Source organism: Kitasatospora sp. NPDC040550 (assembly GCF_055594965.1).
On the sequence record NZ_JBVIWC010000045.1, the window covers coordinates 1 to 16,258 of the forward strand.

A 16,258-nucleotide genomic window follows, 5' to 3' on the forward strand; every position below is an offset into this window, starting at 1 on the left:
CGCCCCCGACGGCCGCTTCCGCCGGATCGAGGAGACCACCCTGCTGCTGGAGGGCGCCGACCACGACCGCGACCTCGGCAGCGCCCGCTGACCACAGCACCCGCCGAACACGGCAGCCGCTGAACACGGCGCCCGCCGAACACCCGGCGCCACGACGCCCGCCCCGGGCCGGAGCCCCGGCCCGGGGGCGGGGCGGCATCGGCACCGCGCCGTCGTGGCGCACCGTCCCAACAACGAGAAGGAGTGCTCGTCATGCTCGACGTACTCATCGCCGGCGCCGGTCCGGTGGGGCTCTGGCTGGCCGCGGAGCTGCGCCTGCACGGGGTGGAGGTGACCGTCGTGGAACGCCGGGCGGCACCGGACGGCCGCTCACGCGCGGTCGGCATGCAGGCCGGCACGCTGGACACCTTCGCCACCCGCTCACTCGCGCGGCGGTTCATCGAACGCGGCACCCCGGTGGCCACCGGCCACTTCGGCGCGTCGACTACCCGGCTGGACTTCTCCGCCGTCGGGGCGGTGCACCCGTTCATGCTGGCGCTCGGCCAGTCCGTCACCGAACAGCTCCTGGAGGAGCACGCGATCGCCGCGGGCGCCCGCGTGCTGCGCGGTCAGGAGGTCGTCTCGCTCACCCAGGACCCGGACGCCGTCGAGGCGGTGATCCGCGCCAGCGGCACCCACCGCAGCGTACGGGCCCGCTGGGTGGTCGGCTGCGACGGCACCCGCAGCGCGGTGCGCCGGGCGGCCGGCATCGACTTCCCCGGCCAGGACACCACCCTGACCGGGTGGCTCGCCGACGTCGAACTCGACGACCCGGCCGCCGCCCCGCTCGCCGCCACCGGGCCGGCCGGTTCGTTCCTGGCAGCCCCGATCGGGGACGGCGTCCACCGGCTGGCGGGCCTGTCCACCGCCACCATGCACCGCGGCACCGGCGAACCGCTGACCCTGGAGGAGGTGCGCGAGCAGACCCGCGCCCTCCTGGGACGGGACCTCGGCATCCGCCACCCCCGCTGGTTGTCGCGCTACGGCAACGCCACCCGCCAGGCCGCGCGGTACCGTGCCGGACGGGTGCTACTGGCCGGGGACGCGGCGCACATGTTCTTCCCGGCCGGTGGGCAGGGCATGAACCTCGGCATCCAGGACGCCACCAACCTGGGCTGGAAGCTGGCCGCCACCCTCCAGGGGTGGGCCCCCGACGGACTGCTCGACAGCTACGACACGGAGCGCCGACCGGCCGCCCGCGCCGTCATCGACAACACCCGCGCGCAACTCGCCCTGTTCGCCGCGGCGAGCCCTGAACAGATCGCGCTGCGCGAGGTCTGGTCCGCCGCACTGGCCCAACCGAACACCAACCGGCAGTGGGCCCGCCGGATCGCCGGCTTCGACGACCCGCTCCCCGCCGCCACCGCCCCCGGCGCCCACCCGCTGACCGGCACCCGCCTGGCCGGCCTCACCCTGGACACCCCCGAGGTACCCACTGTCCACCCGCTGATGCACCACGGACGGACACTGCTGCTGGACCTCGACGGGAGCCGCACGCCGTGCACCGCGGACGGTCTGGAACGGCGGGCGGTCACCGTCGACACCCCTTCCGCACACCCGATCTGGCACGACGTCACCGCGGCCCTCATCCGCCCCGACGCCCGCATCGCCTGGGCCAGCACCGACCCCGACCCGCACCGCCGGGCGGCGGACTGCCTCACCACCCTGCGCACCGTCCTCCGGTGAACCCCACCGGTGAACCCGCCGTCGACCTCCGGACACCCGGCCCCGGCCGGCATCAACCACCCGCACGACCCACCCCTCGTCATGCCCGACCACCGCGCCACCCCTGCGCGGACACGGAGGAGGGCACGTGCTTCGAGGCCGGGCCCGGCAGGCCGGGTCGCCGGATCTACGACGGTCCGGCTCCGGCCGCGCGCAGTCGGTCGAGGGTGCGCTCCAGGTTGGCCTGGGTCGCCGCGACGGTGGCGTCCGGGTCGCCCGCGGCGATCGCCTCGACCAGTGCGCGGTGCGCGCCAGCGGTGGCCTCCCGCTCTACGCCGTCGTGGAGTTGATGGTCCGTCACCACGTGGCCGGCCGCTCCGCGCAGCGCGTCGACGAAGGAGTCGAAGAGGCGGACGAGTACCGGGTTGCGCGCGGCCCGGACGACCAGGCGGTGCAGTTCCAGGTCCGCCTCGACCTATGCCGAGACCGCGACTATGCCGAAGCCGTGTGCGTTGTTCCGCTCCTTCGTGGGGTTTCGGGTGTTCGTGGCTCTGCATAGTTTCCGTGCCGGGCAGCCTCGTCAGCGTGGGGGGCAGGGTGCTCCCACGAGGGGGTGGCGATGCCGTTCGGAAGTTCGCGTCAGAAGGCGGGTGCTCTGGCGCCACAGGTCGAGGGCTACCGGGCCTGGCTGGCGGAACGCGGGTACACGACCCTGACCGCCAGGAACGGCTCAAGGATCTGGGGCAGGTCGGCCTGTGGCTTTCGGAGCAGGGCCTTGATGCTGCTGAGCTGGATGAGGGGCGGCTGAAGCAGCACCTGTCCGACCTGCAGGAGGCTGGTCGTCGCCGGGTGGCCGGGCTTCGCGGAATGGTCCCGCTGCTGACGTTCCTGCGTGAGGCCGGAGTGGTGCCCGCGCCGCAGGTGGTTCGGTCGCCGGCGGACGTCCTGCTGGAGCGGTACCGGTGCTGGATGGAGTCCGAGCGGGGCCTGTCGGCGTCGACGATGCTGCGCTACGGGAATACCGCCCGGCGCATCCTGGCCGAACAGGCCACGGCGGACGGAAAGTTCGCGCCGGATGCTCTGACCGGGGCCGATCTGAACGCGTTCCTGCTGCGGGAGTGCACCAGGTCTCGGCTGGCTCGGCGAAACGCTGGGAAGGACGACGGGACAAGGCCATGCTCGCGCTGGCCGTCCAAACCGGCCTGCGCGTCTCCGAACTCACCAGCCTGAACTGCGGCGACATCAGCTTCGGCGACGGCGCCGCCGTCCGCTGCGAGGGCAAGGGACGCAAGCAGCGAACCGTCCCCCTCGACCGCCCCGTCCAGAACCTGCTGAGCGCCTGGCTGAACGAACGCGCTGGACGACGCAGCGACGCCTTGTTCTGCACCCGCACCGGACGACGCCTCAGCCGCGACGCCGTTGCCCAACGCCTGAACATCCACGCCAAGACCGCCGGGCAAACCTGCCCGTCCCTGCTCGACAAAAGCATCCACCCGCACGTCCTGCGACACAGCTGCGCGATGTCACTCCTGCAGACCGGTGTCGACACCACGGTCATCGCGCTCTGGCTCGGCCATGCCGGCGTCCGATCCACCGACGCCTACGTTCACGCCGATATGACCATCAGGGAGAGAGCACTGGCGCTCACCGCCCCAGTCAGCGCGAAGCCGGGCCGCTACCGCCCTGGTGACAAGATCCTCGCGTTCCTCGACGGCCTGTGACTATGCCGAAGCGCCTTCTCAGCGCACCATCGCAAGATCCAGCTGCCGAGCCCGCTCACGAAGTCGGACTGCCCAACCGACACCAGAACCAGCCGTTGCCGGAGCCACCTGGACATCGTGCAGGCCGACCTGGGCAGAAGCAGGCTGGCCCGGCCAGCGCACCTCGGCACCGGCCCGTTCGGCCAACACCAGCATCGTCGCGATGAACCCGTCAGACAGCGCCTCCAGAACGGCATGATTCGAGCCGTCGCGCCAGGCGAGCAGGGCGCCGATGAACGCTGTCAAAGAGTCCGGAACCACTTCGGCCTCATCCTCTTCCATCGGGCCGATCCCCGACGGCAGACCTACCGCCTCTGCAAAGACCGCCGCCTGACCGAGGAAGAGCGCCGACACACCGTTCGACGGATTCCACAGGGTCACGTCCCCCAGCAAGAAGTACTGGCTCATCAAACGCCTCTCCGCTGGTCCAGTTGCCGCACCGCGAGCAATCCTAGGACCCGCCCGGCATCAGATCGGCATAGTCGCGGTCTCGGCATAGCTCGACGATGATCAGGTCGGTCCGGGTGATCCGGGCGATGGCCTTCGAGACGGAGTCGTCGACCCGGTGACGGCGGACCAGGGCGCCGAGGTCCTCGATGGTGAACCAGGCGACAGTCATCCCGGCGTCGACGGCGGCCTGCCCGAGCGCCTCGGTGAAGTGGCTCTTGCCCGTGCCGGACGGCCCAACCACGCAGAGGTTCTCGCGCCGGCACCGGTCGTGACCGGCGGCGGTGGTGAAGCGGCCCGGGCGGGTGCCGCCCCGGCTGACCTCGGCGTAGCGCAGGGCGGTGCCCTGGCGGCTGTCGGCCGCGCGGACGTCCAGCACCAGCAGCTCGACCCGGTACCCGGCCCGCCGCCACGCCCCGGCATCGGCGAGGAAAGCGTGTGCGCTGCCGGGGGCGACCTCGATCACGGCGTCCGCGCGCCGCTGGCGCACCAACTTCTCGGCCCGGGCCTGCCACGCCTTGTAGTCCGCGCGGATCCGGGCGGAGGCGGTGCGCGGGTGCTCGCGCAGCAGCCGGAAGTAGTCCGGGTGGGCCGCCTTGAACAGCTCGCCCGTGATCCATACCGGCCTTCGCTGCCGCAGCGCCCGGCGCACCATCATCGTGGCCGAGGTCTTCCCCGCCCCGGGCGCCCCCATCGCGTACACGACGACGGGCCGCTCCTGCGCCACCATCTCCCCGAGGCCAGGGAGGATCAGGTTCAGATACGTCCACTCGTGCTCGTCGGGGGACAGCCGGTGGTAGTCGACGCCGGGCGGCCCGGGAACCGGCTGGGCGGTGCGCCGCACCGGCTCGGCCACCGCCGGGTGTCCGCCCGAACCCCGACACCGGCGGTCCGCACGTCCTCGGCCAGCAGCGTCCCGTACTGGGGGTGCGCGGCCTTGTACAGGTCGGAGCCCACCCGCACCGCACCACCCCGCATGTCCAGGACGGCGTGCAGCTGGTTCCCCAGGGTGGTCTTGCCACTGCCCGGCGGCCCCGCCACAAGCAGCACCACCGGCCGCTCCTGCGCCACGGCGACGCGCAGCACGGCGGGCAGGATCTCCTCGGTGAGGATGCGCGCACCCTCACCCGCTTCGAGTTCCTCCCCCAATGCACCCGGCAGCGGTACCTACGGCTCCAGGCGGGGGTCGTTGATGTCGACGGTGGAGACCCCGGGCGGATACAGCTCCGGACGGGCCGTCAGGATCAGGTGCTGCAAGGGCCGCGCCGGGGTCGGCAGGCTCGTCGCGATGGTGTGGGCCAGGTCCGCACCGCCGTAGCCGTCGTGCACCATCGTCGCCACCACCACCGCAGTGCTCGCGTCCAGCGGCTCGAACTCGAGCACGGGCAACGCCATGACCGCGTGCGCCGCGCCCTCGTCCTTGACCTCGGCCTCGACCACGCACAGCACCGGCACCAGAAGGTGCTGGAACGGACTGCCCAGGGCAGCGTCGACGATCCGGTGCAGACGCGGGTGACCGGCGGCCAGCGCGGACAGGGCACTGGAATCCAGAATGATCACGCGCTGCGCCTCGGGGCGACCTTGGCGCGGGCGTCGGCCGCGGCGATGTCGTAGACCCGCTGCAGCAGGTCCGGGCCCTCGTCCAGCTCCGTGTTGGTGAGGGTCATCCCGAAGTGCTCCCGCAGCAGCCGGCGGCCTTCGGTGACGCGCTCGGCGATCTGCTCTTCGGTGGGCAGCGCCTGCACCAGGAGGGCCACCTGGGCGCCGATCGTGGTCTTGCGGGCCGTCGCGAGGGCGGCCAGCCGGTCACGAGTATCCGGGGAAACCTTGATCGTCGCATCAGCCATACCGCGATCGTACACCGCTGGTACACCAATGGTGTACCGATTGCGTGGCCGAACGCCGCCCGCTGAGGCAGCGCGCGCATGTCGAACAAGTCCTGGACCGACGACCGGCAACGCTGCCAGGCCGCCCGTGTCCCCGACGAGCGCGGCTTCGCCACCAAGTTGGAGCTCGCACGGTCGATGATCAAGCGAGCTCTGGCCTCGCCGCTGCCGATCGCGTGGGTCACAGCGGACTCGGCCTACGGCCAGGACTCGCACTTCCGGCGCTTCCTCGAAGACGCCGGGCTCTCCTACGTCGCTGCCGTTCCCAAGTCCCAACCGGTGCACGGCCCACGGATCGACTTCCTCATCGCCCAAGCCCCGCCCGAGGCTTGGCAGCGACTGTCCGCCGGCTCCGGGGCCAAGGGCGAGCGCCTCTACGACTGGGCCGCAGCGCGCCTGCCAGCCGTGTGGGAATTCGACGGCGACCGGCCCACCCGCCAACGCTGGATGCTCGCCCGCCGCAGCCTGTCCAAGCCCGACGACATCGCCTACTACCTGGCCTGCGCGCCCCTGGATGCCACCGTCGCCGACCTGGTCCGCGTCGCCGGATGCCGCTGGAAGATTGAGGAATGCTTCCAGAGCGCGAAGAACGAGTGCGGCCTGGACCAGTACGAGGTCCGCCGCTACGTGGGCTGGTACCGGCACATCACCCTCGCGATGCTCGCCCACGCGTTCCTGGCCGTCATGGCCGCCCAGGAGCGCGAAAAGGGGGCGGCAGCGACGACGCGCCCGACCTCGTGGACCTCACACCGGCCGAGATTCGCCGTCTGCTGGCAGCTCGACCCCGCCACCGTCCTGCGGACCGCGATCACACACTGACCTGGTCCAGATGGCGCCGCCGACACCAGGCACACGCACGGCGCTGCCACTACATGCGCTGCGGCCACTCGTTCGCGCGACATCCCCGCGAACAGCCCACCACCCCCGGCGCACCCCGAGTACACTCGCCGCCACCAGGCCGCTGACCAGCGAAAACGCAGAACTCTCACTGGAGTATTAGCCGGTGCACACCGATGAGGGAGACACGATGGGCCGGACCGAGCAGGAACGCCTCGACCGGGCGAAGCATGCCGCGGCCTCACGGCGAGCAGCCCTGCCTCAGCCGCGCCCGGCGGGCGCCGACGAAGTCTTCCAGCACATTCTCGGACTGGAACTCGACCGCGCCACTGACCGCGCGGCGGACGGCATCACCGGTCTCGGGACTGGTGAGCTCGCATGTTGGGGTGTCCCGTATTCGCGGCTGAGCGCGGTGAGGCGCACGGTGGGTGATCCGCGCAACCTAGCTGCAGGCTGCTGATCCGGACGGCGCCGAGCTGGCGCTGATCAGCCTGATCGCCACCCAGGGTGAACAAACCGCGACCCCGTTGTGACTGAGCGGTGCAGTTGGCCCGCCTGGCCAACTGCACCGCTCAGGCGGCGTCGAGGGTTCGTCAGCGGACCGCGTGGCTGATCCGTGGCCGGTCCAGGAGGTGAGGAGCTGATTTCAAGTTGTGCGGTCAGGGGCCGCTGTTCCCCTCGAAGTCGCCCAAGTTGATAAAGCTTACCCGGTCCTCCCAGGCGTCCCACGTCACATGCTTCCGAGCGCCCCAGTAATAGGTCTCGTAGCTCAGGAGGTCGCCATATGCCTCATTCTCGTGTATTCGATCAGGCGGGCCGAACGCAGTCAGAAACTCCTCGTACGAGGTCAAGTGCGCGAAGTGGGACAGATGCGGGCCGCTGATCGCGAAGCCGATCACTGCTCCGGCGCGCACTTTATAGTTGATCTTGTCGGCGCCGTAGAGGACTCCGTCCGACCGAAGAACGTCTTCGATGACCTCGTCCAGCGTCAGCCTCCGTCCATCAGCGTCGTAGTACTCGCTTTCGATGGTGGTCCCACCACGGTACCGGGCGATGACGGAGGACAAGCCGCCCACAATGCGCTGCCGCGGAATGGCGGCGGCCGGCGCCCCCAGGGCAATGCCGTTCACCTCAACACTGGCGAGGTCGAGGTTCGGCCGGGACAGCAGGTCCATGTTTTCGAGGATCTCGATCATCGTCGGAGTCTAGATGCCTCCAAACCGCGCGGGCCCGTCTCGTAGGCGGGGAGCGGGGCCGAGCGATGCCGCCCCATCGCTCCCGGAACACGATTGCCCGGTCGATCTCCGCAGCTGGTATCCCTGCGGTCCACCCCGACGCTCAACGGGCCAAGTCAACCTCGGCGCCACAGGCGCTGACGAGCAGCGACAGTCATCGACGCTCACCAGCGGCGTACCGGCTCCAGGTGACCCCGACTTCCGTTGCGGCCTGCTCAGTGGTGAAGTCGGTGTAGCCGAGTGCCTTCGCGGCCACGGGCGCGGAGTGTGCGCGACGAACCGGCGCAGCGCCTCGGCACGGCCGGCAGCGGGCGCGATGCCGGCGTCTCTGAGGATCGTCTGGAGGGCTACGCGCCTACCTGGCGGAACAGCCCCGGCTCGCCCGCGCCAGCAGCCGCAGCTCGACCTGGCTGTTCCCCGGCCGGCAGCCCGGGCTTCCGATGGACCCGACCAGCCTGCTCGACCAGCTCCGGACCGCCGGAGTTCCCGTCCAGCGCGGCCGGGCCTCAGCGATCCGCCAGTTGGTCCTCCAAGCCCCCGCGCCCGTGATCGCTCGGGCCCTCGGCTACCACGACAAGACCACCACCCGCCTCGTCACCGAAGCCGGCGGGACCTGGAGCCGGTACGCCCCGGGCGATCACTAAGCCTCGGTTGCGTGCTTACGCGGGATCCGACGAGCCGCGCTTGTCCTCGACATGGACGACATGCAGCTCGGTGCCGTCCTGATGGCGCTTGGAACGTCCGCAGAGCCCGACAGCGAAATCCTCCTGACCACTGGGTTCATCGGGCCCGACATACGTGAGGACGTCCTGGTGGTGACCAGTGACTACCCACCCGTCGGCATCCTTGACGTTGATCACTCCGAAATCGCCCGCCGCAGAGCCTGCATGAACAGGACCGAACTCACCAAGGATCTTCGTAGCCTGCTCGGCAAGGTCACCATCGGGGACGGTCAGCACGACACAGGTGCCATGTTCGAACAGCACCCACGACTTGCGGGGATCGGTGAGAAGGCGCTTCCAGACGTCGACGAGTATCTCGGTGTTCATGGCGAGCATCATGCCGCAGAACACTGACGCACGGTCACGGTCGACTGATGACATCCACGCATACGTGACACATCAACATGCGAGCTCACCAGTCCCGAGGCCGATCACCCTCTACGCACTCGCCTTCGACCCGGCCGAGGGCAGCGCCACCGTGTTCTTCCACGACAAGGAACTCTGGGACGACGAGGAAGGCGAAGACCCCTACTGGATCAGCAGCTTGTGGATCTACCCGGACGCCATCGACGCCACCGCGGTGGACATGGAGGTCGGGGGCATCGAGGAGTGGCGCTTCCACCCGGACCACCTCCAGCGGGCCGGCACGACATCATGGCACCCCAGCGACATCAACCGGGGAGAGCATGTGATCGAGTTCATCGTCCACGACGACCCTGTCGGGCGCGCTCACAGCAACTACACCGCTCACGCCGACCTCGCCCCCTTCGAGCTGGACGGGCAGAAGGAGCAGTTGTGGCTGAAGCCGCTCAACGACGGGACCTTCTCGATCGCCTGCATCCCGTTTCGCACCTACGGACTGGCCCTCGGCGACCGAGTCGTCCTGTCGGACGACGACGAGGTCACTGAGGTGGTCGCTCTCTCCTGGCACCGTGTTCTGCGGTTGCTCTTCCTCCCTGGACTGGCCCCGGCACAACTGGCCCGGGCAGCCGATTGCATTAAGAACGAGATCAGTACAGCGGAACTGCCGAGCGAATGGAGCGGTGACCGTCACGTTGCCGTCGACATTCCGCCCAGTATGGATACCTCCCGGCTGTTCGAGACTATGGAACGCGAGGTGACGGAGGGCCGAGCGTTCTGGGAATGGGCCGACGCCATGCAGTTCTCCGCGCGACGCTGAATCGACTGGGATTCCGAGGCAGCCTGGCCGGGGACCAGCTCAAGCCGACTCGAACTTGACCATCACGTCGCCCGCAGCCGCGGCCGCACCGAAGACGTTCTTCAACTCGCTCAGATCGGCAATTAGTTCAGCGGCCCACGCCTGGCTACAGGACGTGGCGAGGCCCAGGGACCTGACTGCTGGAGTCGTCCTCGATGAGCATCGTCAGCATCGCGTCCAAGTCGCGGTCACTGAGTTCCGGAACCATCCAGCTGGTAAGTCACAGACGGCTCGCTGGGCTCCCAGACCGTCAACACCAGCACCACGGAGACCATCTCGGTGTCGGTCGGCCTCAACGGCAGTGTCCAGGGCAGTTTCCAGGTCGAGACCCTCGGCATGGTTGGCGCGAGCCTGGGCCTGAACGTGCAGGTGAACTACACCCACACCAGCAGCGAGTCGAAGTCGATCACATGTGACTTCCGCAAGCCCGGCTACTACGGCCTCTACGAGGGGACGAAAAAGGTCACCGGCACGTATGGCAGCCTCAACTGCAACCGTGTCGACCTGGGCAGCGGCACCTACGGACTGAAGTGGATCGAGGGGCCCGGCAGCGGCGGCTTCACCACCTACACCACCCTCGAGGAGGGCGCGGTGCGCTGCGAGGACAAGGTCCCCGCCACCAGCATCATGCGCAAGTCGCAGGACCTCCTCGACTGCGGCTCGCCCGCCGCGAAGGCCAAGCACCCGGCTGATGCGATGGCGCCGACCACGGAGCAGACGCAGGACCATCTCGCACAGCAGCCGGCCTCCACCGTCAGCGCCACGTCCGCCGCCGCTCTCAACTGCGAGTCCGCCGTCTACAGGATCGACGTCCCCGGCAGGGTGTTGAACTGGAGCGCACCGCTCCTGGCCAACGACGGCATCCGCCTGCGCGAATCCACCTTCTTCAGCGCCCACGTGGACAACTGGCGGCTGTGCAACGTGACGGAAAACAACGGCGTCATCGAGGCGTCCCTGTGGAACTGGGGCAACGGCGGATGCGCGACCATCCCGGCGAACATCGCCAACCAGGAACAGGCCTACCTGACGACAGCCACCTGCGGGGAGGACGACCTCCAGCGGTTCTACATCTACCGCGACGTCCCCGGCAGCTCGAAGATCGGCCTGCAGAACAAGTACACCGGCTCCATGATCGGCTACGACCGCTACGCGGACGGGGAACTGATCCGCCAGTACTCCAGCGGCAGGCAGGACGGCACGGGTACGTTCACCCTGACCGGAGTCTGACAGCACACACACCATGAACGACCCCCTGCTCCCGCAAGCAGCAGCAGATCCTCATCGCCGAGAAGCTCCTCGCCGACCAGGGGGCCCGGGCTTGGTCGTGCGCGCCGGGCACCGGCCTCGCCTCCGATCACACGGACCCCTACCCCGCAACCACCCCGGCTCCCGCGCCGAGCTGGACGGCGCAGGTACTGGTGAACGGAGGTGGCGGAATCTTCCACGCGACCCGCGACGCCTCCGGCAACTGGTCCGGCTTCGCCAACGTCAACGCCCAGACCGGGGACATCGGCCCCGTCGGCTCGCTCGCGGACGCCGGTATCAACGGCGACACCCACGTGGTTGCGGTCGGCGGCAACGGCGACATCTACCATGCCGTCCGCTTCGCCGACGGCCAGTGGGGCGCCTTCGGCGACGTCAGCTCCCAGGCCGGGGCGCTGAGTTCGGTGACCAAGGTATCGGCGGCATCCATCGGTGCGGAGCTGAACGTGCTGGCGGTCGCGAACGGGCGACTGTTCCACACCGTGCGGCACGCGGACGGGACGTGGACGGCGTTCGGTGACGTCCAGTCCCAGGCCGGTTCGCTGCCGGCAGCGGTCACCAGTGCGTCCGAGGCCTCCGTGAACGGGCAGCTGCAGGTGGCGGCCGTCGCCGGAGGCCGCGTGTACCACTCGACCCGCGCTGCCGACGGCACGTGGAGCGCCTGGGGCGACGTGTACTCGATGGCCGGAGACGCGGGCGCGGCAACCGACGTCGCGATGACCGGCTCCGGTGCGGACATGCAGATCATCATCGCGTCGAACGGAGGGACGAAGCAGTACCACGGTGCCCGGCTCGCCGGCGGCCAGTGGATGCCGCTGACCGACCTGGCCCCGGTGGCGGGCTCGTTCACCACAACCTCCGTGAGTGCCGCAACGGTCGCCGGCGAGTTCCAGGCCACATTCGTCACGACGGACAACCGCATCCTGCACGCCATCCGCCACACCGACGGAACCTGGCAGAACGCCACCGCGATCGACCTGGCCGGCGTCTACGGCAACCACTACGCCGCCAGCATCACCGGCACCCTCTGATCCCGGAGCGGATACGCCCGCGTGCCGGGGCACCTGTGGGCGTCCCGGCAATCGACAGGCCCAACGAGAACGACACCGACCTGACCATGCCCGGCACCTGGGGCACTCCGGAGGGGGTCTCACTCACCCTCCACAAGGGCAAGGTCTGGCTGGCTGCCCGCGGCACCGACAACGGCCTGTGGGTCCTGAACGGAACCGGGGGGCAGTGGGCCACGACGCCCGCCGCCGCCCAAGGCCTGATGGCCGGCGAACCCGCGATCACCTCCTGCCGGGCACCTCGGAGCTGCTGCCCGACGCGGAGCGCCCGGAGCGGCTGACGGCGCTCGCCGTGGCCGGCACCGACCGGCTCAAGGACCGCCGGGCCGCCTTCACCACGTTCAAGTCCGCCACCGGTGAGGACGGCGAGGAGTGCGGCATCCTCTGCAACAGCCGGCTCCTGACGGAGGGCATCGACGTCCGAGCGGTGGACGCCATCTGCTTCGCGGACCCGAGGTCGAGCGTGATCGACATCGTCCAGGCCGGCGGGCGGGCGCTGCGCCAGTCCTACCGCGAGGGCAAGGTGTCCTGGGTCATCATCCCGGTCTACCTGCCCACCCCCGAGGTCGGTGACGACACCGCGGCCGCGGACCCGGCCGAGGTCCACGACGCGGGCGAGGCCGTGAAGGCCGAGGCCGACGCCGAGATCGAGGCCGAGATCGAGGCCAGCTCCCTCCGCACCATCTGGCGGGTCCTGCGGGCCCTGGCGGCGCACGACGCCCGGGTGGTCGGCCGCATCACCGAACTGCGCGCTTCCCGCTCGCAGGGGACCGCGCACACCACCGCGGCCAAGCCGGCCGCCGAGGGCGAGGCGGCGGAGGCCGGGGAAGGCGAGCAGCCGCCGGCCCCGGTGGAGTCGCCGATCGAGTGGCTGCGGATCAACGCCCGCCATCACGCCGCCCGGATCCTCCAGACCGTCAAGCTGCGCGCGTTCAACCCGCGCGCGGTCGAGTGGCAGCGCATGCACGCCGTCGCGGCGGTCTTCCACCTCCAGCACGGCCACCTCGACCCCACCGACAAGACGAAGCACGCCGAGCTGATCTCCTGGCTCACCCGCCAGCGCCACCTCCACGGCCAGCACCTGCTCGACGCCGCCCGGATCTCGGAGCTGGACGCCCTCGGGATGATCTGGTCGAAGAACGCCAACGCCTGGGAACGCGGCTACGCCTACGCCGCCGCGTTCCACCGCCAGCACGGTCACCTCGCGATCCCGGCGACCGCGAAGCTGGACGGCTACGCGGTGGGGGCGTGGATGCGCCGCCAGCGCAAGGCCGACAACCTCACCGAGGACCAGGTCGCGAAGCTCGACGCGCTGGACGAGCTGTGGCGGCTGGAACCGGACTGGAACCGCTCCTACCGCCGCCTGCTCGCCTACCTCGCCGCCGGCGGAACCCTCGACGGCCCCGCCAACCGCACCGGCCTCGGCGACGACCCCGCCTTCCGTCCCGGCACGTGGCTGCGCAAGCAGGACAAGGCCCGCACCGACGGCAAGCTCACCGACCACCAGGCCGCGCTCTTGGACGCCCTGCACACTCACGCCCTGGGCGCCTGACCACCCGCCAGCACAAGGGAACGAGCCCGTGACCGTGACGACGTCCACCACCCGCCCGCCGGCCGCCCAGGTCGCCTGGAGCGCAGAGTGGCACGGCGCCTCCTGCCGGGACGGCTGTGACGCCTACTTCGACGACGGCACCTTCGTGGACGCCGACCACGACTGCCACCAGGGCGAGGGTGAGGTGTCGTGGGAGGGCCGGGCCGAGTGCTCCGGCTTCGGCAGGAGCCTGGACACCGACTTCGCCGACAGCGAGTACGTCGAGGCCGACCACGACTGCGCCACCGACCAGTAGCACAACCGTCCAGGGGCGGCCCGCGTACCGGGCCGCCCCTGCGGCCGTCACCACCTGGTGGCGGCCGCCGTTGAACCGCACAGCTCAGAAAAGGGGAGGCACCATGCCGGACTCCACGAAGCCGGTCCCGTCCTACACCGGGTGGGGGGAGGTCCCCGGCCACCTGCGCACCCGTACCGCCCTGGCCGACCTGGACCTGCTCCGTCAGCCCGCCGGCTCCGTCCGCGCCGTCATCGACCGAGATGTTCTCGGTGAAGGGCTCGCCGGTCCGGCCCGGCCGAGGCCATGACCCGGAGAACCCCGGCGCTTGCGCGCTGGGAAAGCCCCACCTCGTTGCGTTCGGTGGGCCCCGGGCCGGGACGGCCCGTCGGGCCGTTCTTCGCTTTGCTTCGGACGGGTCTGGTTCCGCCGCGGTCCACCAGGCGGCCGTGCAACTGACTCACTGCCCGCGCGGAGCGCGGGCAGTGAGTCAGTTGCACGGCGTCATTGCCGAGTCCTACTTGCTGAAGAAGGCGACCGAGCGCAGCTCCAGACGGTCCGTGGCGGGCTTGCTGTGGGGCTTGAGCGTCCAGGAAAGACCCGAGCAGTCGGGCTCGGTGAACACCCTGGCGAACATGTCGGTCTTGTTGTGCGGGGCGAACGCCGGACGGGAGGTGTCCGGGTCGGCGACTTGCGAGAGGGTGATGCAGACGATGTCCTCCGGGTTGGAGAGCCTGCCCTTATGCGGTCGCCCGTCCAGACCGATGTACTTGTAGTCGAAGTCACCGGTGGCCGCGTGGGCGGGCGCGCCCAGGGTGGCGGTAAGCAACAAGGCGCCGCAGACGGAGACAAGGGCGTGACGAAAACGCATATGACCTTCTCCAGGATGTGTAGGGAGCTATGGGGCAGTCAGCAGGTTCATCCGAATCTCTACCTGTCTGCAGCGCGGCCACTCTGGGAAGCCAGGCAGAAAGGATTTTCCTTCACCTGTAAGGCGTAAACCCCGTCCCATGCCAGGGGCCGGACCATGGCCCTTCGACCTGCGGGCAGTTCCGCTTTGCTCCCCCGCATGATCACCCAGAAGATGCCCGGCTCGGTCGCCCAGCGGCTGTACGAGGCCCGCGACGCCGGAGCCGGCCAGGACGAGCAGGAACGGATCCTCGCCGAGGGCCTGCGCGAGCACTACTTCAAGGACACCGGGCGCCGCGGCCGTGGCCTCGACGTCGAGCTCAACGACGTTGCCTGGATGGACATGGAGCTTTAGAACCTCCCGCTGGCGGCGCCGTGACGCCGAAACCAGTTAGTCCCGGCCGCCTTTCGGCGGCCGGGACTAACTGGTTTCGGGAAACGCTCGGCTGGGAGGCCCCGGCCTCCAGTCCGGTCCTCCACTTCCCATTTTTGCAAGAACTTCAAAAGTCTCTGAGGCGATCCTGGATTTCTCCTCTGGAGTATCTCCGCGGCGCCACTTACCGCCTGTGTGAACGTTGAGAAGAATCGTCGACCACCTATGTGATCAGCGGGCCGTCGCCTCCCTCTCCGGCGGACTGCCCTGTTTGAATAGCCGAATCAGGCTCGCATCGAACTATTGGGAAGAGGTGAGGCCCTCACTGTTGAGTGAGGGCCCCATCACCTTGTGCATCAGCTGACTACTTCATCGTCTTCGAATGGCGGCCTGTCGTGTCGCGGGCCGTTGATTTCTCCGGTAGTCCAGATGATGGATTCAGGACGTTCCCCTGTGCCGGATCCACAGAACTCCTTGATTGCTGCCCGTACCTGCGGCAACGGCACAGCGCTGGCGGGATCGTGGAATCTCGGGTAGGACGGATCGCACACAAGTCGAGAGTCGATCTCGGGCGGGGTGGGATTGTCGGAGATCCAGGCATCATCGTAGATCCCGCCTTCTCGGCCGAAGGTGAACCATACGAGGGCACCGAACCCAGTTGGCTCGTTGGCCGCAACGCGGAGGGAAGCGCTGGGAAAGGCGGCCTGGGGCTCGGAGAAGCTGAACCGCGCCTCATTTCGTGAGGCAACATCGCCGTTTCCTTCCTTGGGGCTGATGAACCGAATTGCTTCGGATATCAGTTCATCAATCTCTTTCGGGCTTGAGGGGGAAATACATTTTCCTGCGAAGAGAATTTTCAGGATCATTACTTGCGAACCCTCAACCCTTGAAGTTCTTCGGTCTGTACGAGCATTCCGGTATCCGTGTTGATCCATCGAACCGGCATCTTCTGGTCAGTATAGAGGATGGCGCGGACGGCGAATGAGCACTCGGCGGATCCGATGCACACC

Annotated in this window: 19 protein-coding genes and 5 pseudogenes; 13 read left to right on the forward strand and 11 right to left on the reverse strand. The window is 69.2% G+C overall.

The window, feature by feature from the left end; all coding sequences use genetic code 11:
* A pseudogene (locus tag ACZ58X_RS38395) lies at positions 1 to 91 on the forward strand (nuclear transport factor 2 family protein); the annotation flags it as partial.
* Positions 92 to 252: 161 nt separating this feature from the next.
* Positions 253 to 1,725, forward strand: a complete 1,473-nt coding sequence (locus ACZ58X_RS38400) for an FAD-dependent monooxygenase (protein ID WP_470338206.1) — start codon at positions 253 to 255, stop codon at positions 1,723 to 1,725.
* Between the two features lie 166 nt (positions 1,726 to 1,891).
* On the opposite strand, the gene ACZ58X_RS38405 is transcribed toward ACZ58X_RS38400, so the two are convergent.
* Positions 1,892 to 2,167 carry an FCD domain-containing protein gene (locus tag ACZ58X_RS38405; RefSeq protein WP_470338240.1) on the reverse strand — a complete coding sequence of 92 codons (276 nt, stop codon included), beginning with the start codon at positions 2,165 to 2,167 and terminating at the stop codon, positions 1,892 to 1,894.
* Between the two features lie 655 nt (positions 2,168 to 2,822).
* On the opposite strand from ACZ58X_RS38405, the gene ACZ58X_RS38410 reads away from it, so the two are divergent.
* A complete protein-coding gene (locus ACZ58X_RS38410; protein ID WP_470338207.1) occupies positions 2,823 to 3,425 on the forward strand; it encodes a tyrosine-type recombinase/integrase in 603 nt (200 codons plus the stop codon).
* Positions 3,426 to 3,443: 18 nt separating this feature from the next.
* Here the strand turns inward: ACZ58X_RS38410 and ACZ58X_RS38415 are convergent, their stop codons facing one another.
* The 6 genes and pseudogenes from ACZ58X_RS38415 to ACZ58X_RS38440 all read right to left on the reverse strand — a co-directional run bounded on the left by ACZ58X_RS38415 (position 3,444) and on the right by ACZ58X_RS38440 (position 5,758).
* The gene (locus ACZ58X_RS38415) at positions 3,444 to 3,872 is read right to left on the reverse strand and encodes a DUF6086 family protein (RefSeq protein ID WP_470338208.1); all 429 of its coding nucleotides are present in this window, start codon (positions 3,870 to 3,872) and stop codon (positions 3,444 to 3,446) included.
* A gap of 91 nt (positions 3,873 to 3,963) precedes the next feature.
* A pseudogene (locus ACZ58X_RS38420) lies at positions 3,964 to 4,173 on the reverse strand (ATP-binding protein); the annotation flags it as partial.
* A 6-nt stretch (positions 4,174 to 4,179) separates the two neighbouring features.
* A pseudogene (locus tag ACZ58X_RS38425) lies at positions 4,180 to 4,641 on the reverse strand (zeta toxin family protein); the annotation flags it as partial.
* Positions 4,642 to 4,667: 26 nt separating this feature from the next.
* Entirely contained in the window at positions 4,668 to 5,060 is a 393-nt protein-coding gene (locus ACZ58X_RS38430) for a zeta toxin family protein (protein WP_470338209.1), read from the reverse strand.
* Positions 5,061 to 5,078: 18 nt separating this feature from the next.
* Positions 5,079 to 5,471 (reverse strand): PIN domain-containing protein, encoded by a 393-nt coding sequence (locus ACZ58X_RS38435; protein ID WP_470338210.1) that lies wholly within the window; start codon positions 5,469 to 5,471, stop codon positions 5,079 to 5,081.
* A complete protein-coding gene (locus ACZ58X_RS38440; protein ID WP_470338211.1) occupies positions 5,468 to 5,758 on the reverse strand; it encodes a hypothetical protein in 291 nt (96 codons plus the stop codon). Before ACZ58X_RS38440 ends, ACZ58X_RS38435 begins: the two co-directional genes overlap by 4 nt.
* Positions 5,759 to 5,845: 87 nt before the next feature.
* On the opposite strand from ACZ58X_RS38440, the pseudogene ACZ58X_RS38445 reads away from it, so the two are divergent.
* Both ACZ58X_RS38445 and ACZ58X_RS38450 read left to right on the forward strand, forming a co-directional pair.
* A pseudogene (locus tag ACZ58X_RS38445) lies at positions 5,846 to 6,616 on the forward strand (IS701 family transposase); the annotation flags it as partial.
* A gap of 184 nt (positions 6,617 to 6,800) precedes the next feature.
* The gene (locus tag ACZ58X_RS38450; RefSeq protein ID WP_470338212.1) at positions 6,801 to 7,094 is read left to right on the forward strand and encodes a hypothetical protein; all 294 of its coding nucleotides are present in this window, start codon (positions 6,801 to 6,803) and stop codon (positions 7,092 to 7,094) included.
* Between the two features lie 199 nt (positions 7,095 to 7,293).
* Here the strand turns inward: ACZ58X_RS38450 and ACZ58X_RS38455 are convergent, their stop codons facing one another.
* Positions 7,294 to 7,830, reverse strand: a complete 537-nt coding sequence (locus tag ACZ58X_RS38455; protein ID WP_470338213.1) for a hypothetical protein — start codon at positions 7,828 to 7,830, stop codon at positions 7,294 to 7,296.
* A 479-nt stretch (positions 7,831 to 8,309) separates the two neighbouring features.
* On the opposite strand from ACZ58X_RS38455, the gene ACZ58X_RS38460 reads away from it, so the two are divergent.
* Positions 8,310 to 8,513: a hypothetical protein gene (locus ACZ58X_RS38460; protein WP_470338214.1), complete on the forward strand. Its 204-nt coding sequence runs from the start codon at positions 8,310 to 8,312 to the stop codon at positions 8,511 to 8,513.
* Between the two features lie 15 nt (positions 8,514 to 8,528).
* Here ACZ58X_RS38460 and ACZ58X_RS38465 read toward each other — a convergent pair whose 3' ends face one another.
* Entirely contained in the window at positions 8,529 to 8,918 is a 390-nt protein-coding gene (locus tag ACZ58X_RS38465) for a hypothetical protein (RefSeq protein ID WP_470338215.1), read from the reverse strand.
* On the opposite strand from ACZ58X_RS38465, the gene ACZ58X_RS38470 reads away from it, so the two are divergent.
* The 6 genes and pseudogenes from ACZ58X_RS38470 to ACZ58X_RS38495 all read left to right on the forward strand — a co-directional run bounded on the left by ACZ58X_RS38470 (position 8,917) and on the right by ACZ58X_RS38495 (position 14,276).
* A complete protein-coding gene (locus ACZ58X_RS38470; protein ID WP_470338216.1) occupies positions 8,917 to 9,771 on the forward strand; it encodes a DUF4265 domain-containing protein in 855 nt (284 codons plus the stop codon). The genes ACZ58X_RS38465 and ACZ58X_RS38470 overlap by 2 nt on opposite strands.
* Before the next feature lie 258 nt (positions 9,772 to 10,029).
* Positions 10,030 to 11,037: pseudogene (locus ACZ58X_RS38475) on the forward strand (hypothetical protein); the annotation flags it as partial.
* Positions 11,038 to 11,228: 191 nt separating this feature from the next.
* Positions 11,229 to 12,104 carry a PLL family lectin gene (locus ACZ58X_RS38480; protein WP_470338217.1) on the forward strand — a complete coding sequence of 292 codons (876 nt, stop codon included), beginning with the start codon at positions 11,229 to 11,231 and terminating at the stop codon, positions 12,102 to 12,104.
* A 205-nt stretch (positions 12,105 to 12,309) separates the two neighbouring features.
* A complete protein-coding gene (locus ACZ58X_RS38485; protein WP_470338218.1) occupies positions 12,310 to 13,692 on the forward strand; it encodes a helicase associated domain-containing protein in 1,383 nt (460 codons plus the stop codon).
* A 28-nt stretch (positions 13,693 to 13,720) separates the two neighbouring features.
* The gene (locus tag ACZ58X_RS38490; protein WP_470338219.1) at positions 13,721 to 13,987 is read left to right on the forward strand and encodes a hypothetical protein; all 267 of its coding nucleotides are present in this window, start codon (positions 13,721 to 13,723) and stop codon (positions 13,985 to 13,987) included.
* 103 nt (positions 13,988 to 14,090) lie between these two features.
* Positions 14,091 to 14,276, forward strand: a complete 186-nt coding sequence (locus ACZ58X_RS38495; RefSeq protein ID WP_470338220.1) for a hypothetical protein — start codon at positions 14,091 to 14,093, stop codon at positions 14,274 to 14,276.
* Positions 14,277 to 14,483: 207 nt separating this feature from the next.
* Here ACZ58X_RS38495 and ACZ58X_RS38500 read toward each other — a convergent pair whose 3' ends face one another.
* Entirely contained in the window at positions 14,484 to 14,795 is a 312-nt protein-coding gene (locus ACZ58X_RS38500; RefSeq protein ID WP_470338221.1) for a hypothetical protein, read from the reverse strand.
* A gap of 240 nt (positions 14,796 to 15,035) precedes the next feature.
* Between ACZ58X_RS38500 and ACZ58X_RS38505 the strand changes: the two genes are divergently transcribed.
* Entirely contained in the window at positions 15,036 to 15,230 is a 195-nt protein-coding gene (locus tag ACZ58X_RS38505; RefSeq protein ID WP_470338222.1) for a hypothetical protein, read from the forward strand.
* A 374-nt stretch (positions 15,231 to 15,604) separates the two neighbouring features.
* On the opposite strand, the gene ACZ58X_RS38510 is transcribed toward ACZ58X_RS38505, so the two are convergent.
* The gene (locus ACZ58X_RS38510; RefSeq protein ID WP_470338223.1) at positions 15,605 to 16,114 is read right to left on the reverse strand and encodes an Imm1 family immunity protein; all 510 of its coding nucleotides are present in this window, start codon (positions 16,112 to 16,114) and stop codon (positions 15,605 to 15,607) included.
* Positions 16,115 to 16,258 lie beyond the last annotated feature (144 nt).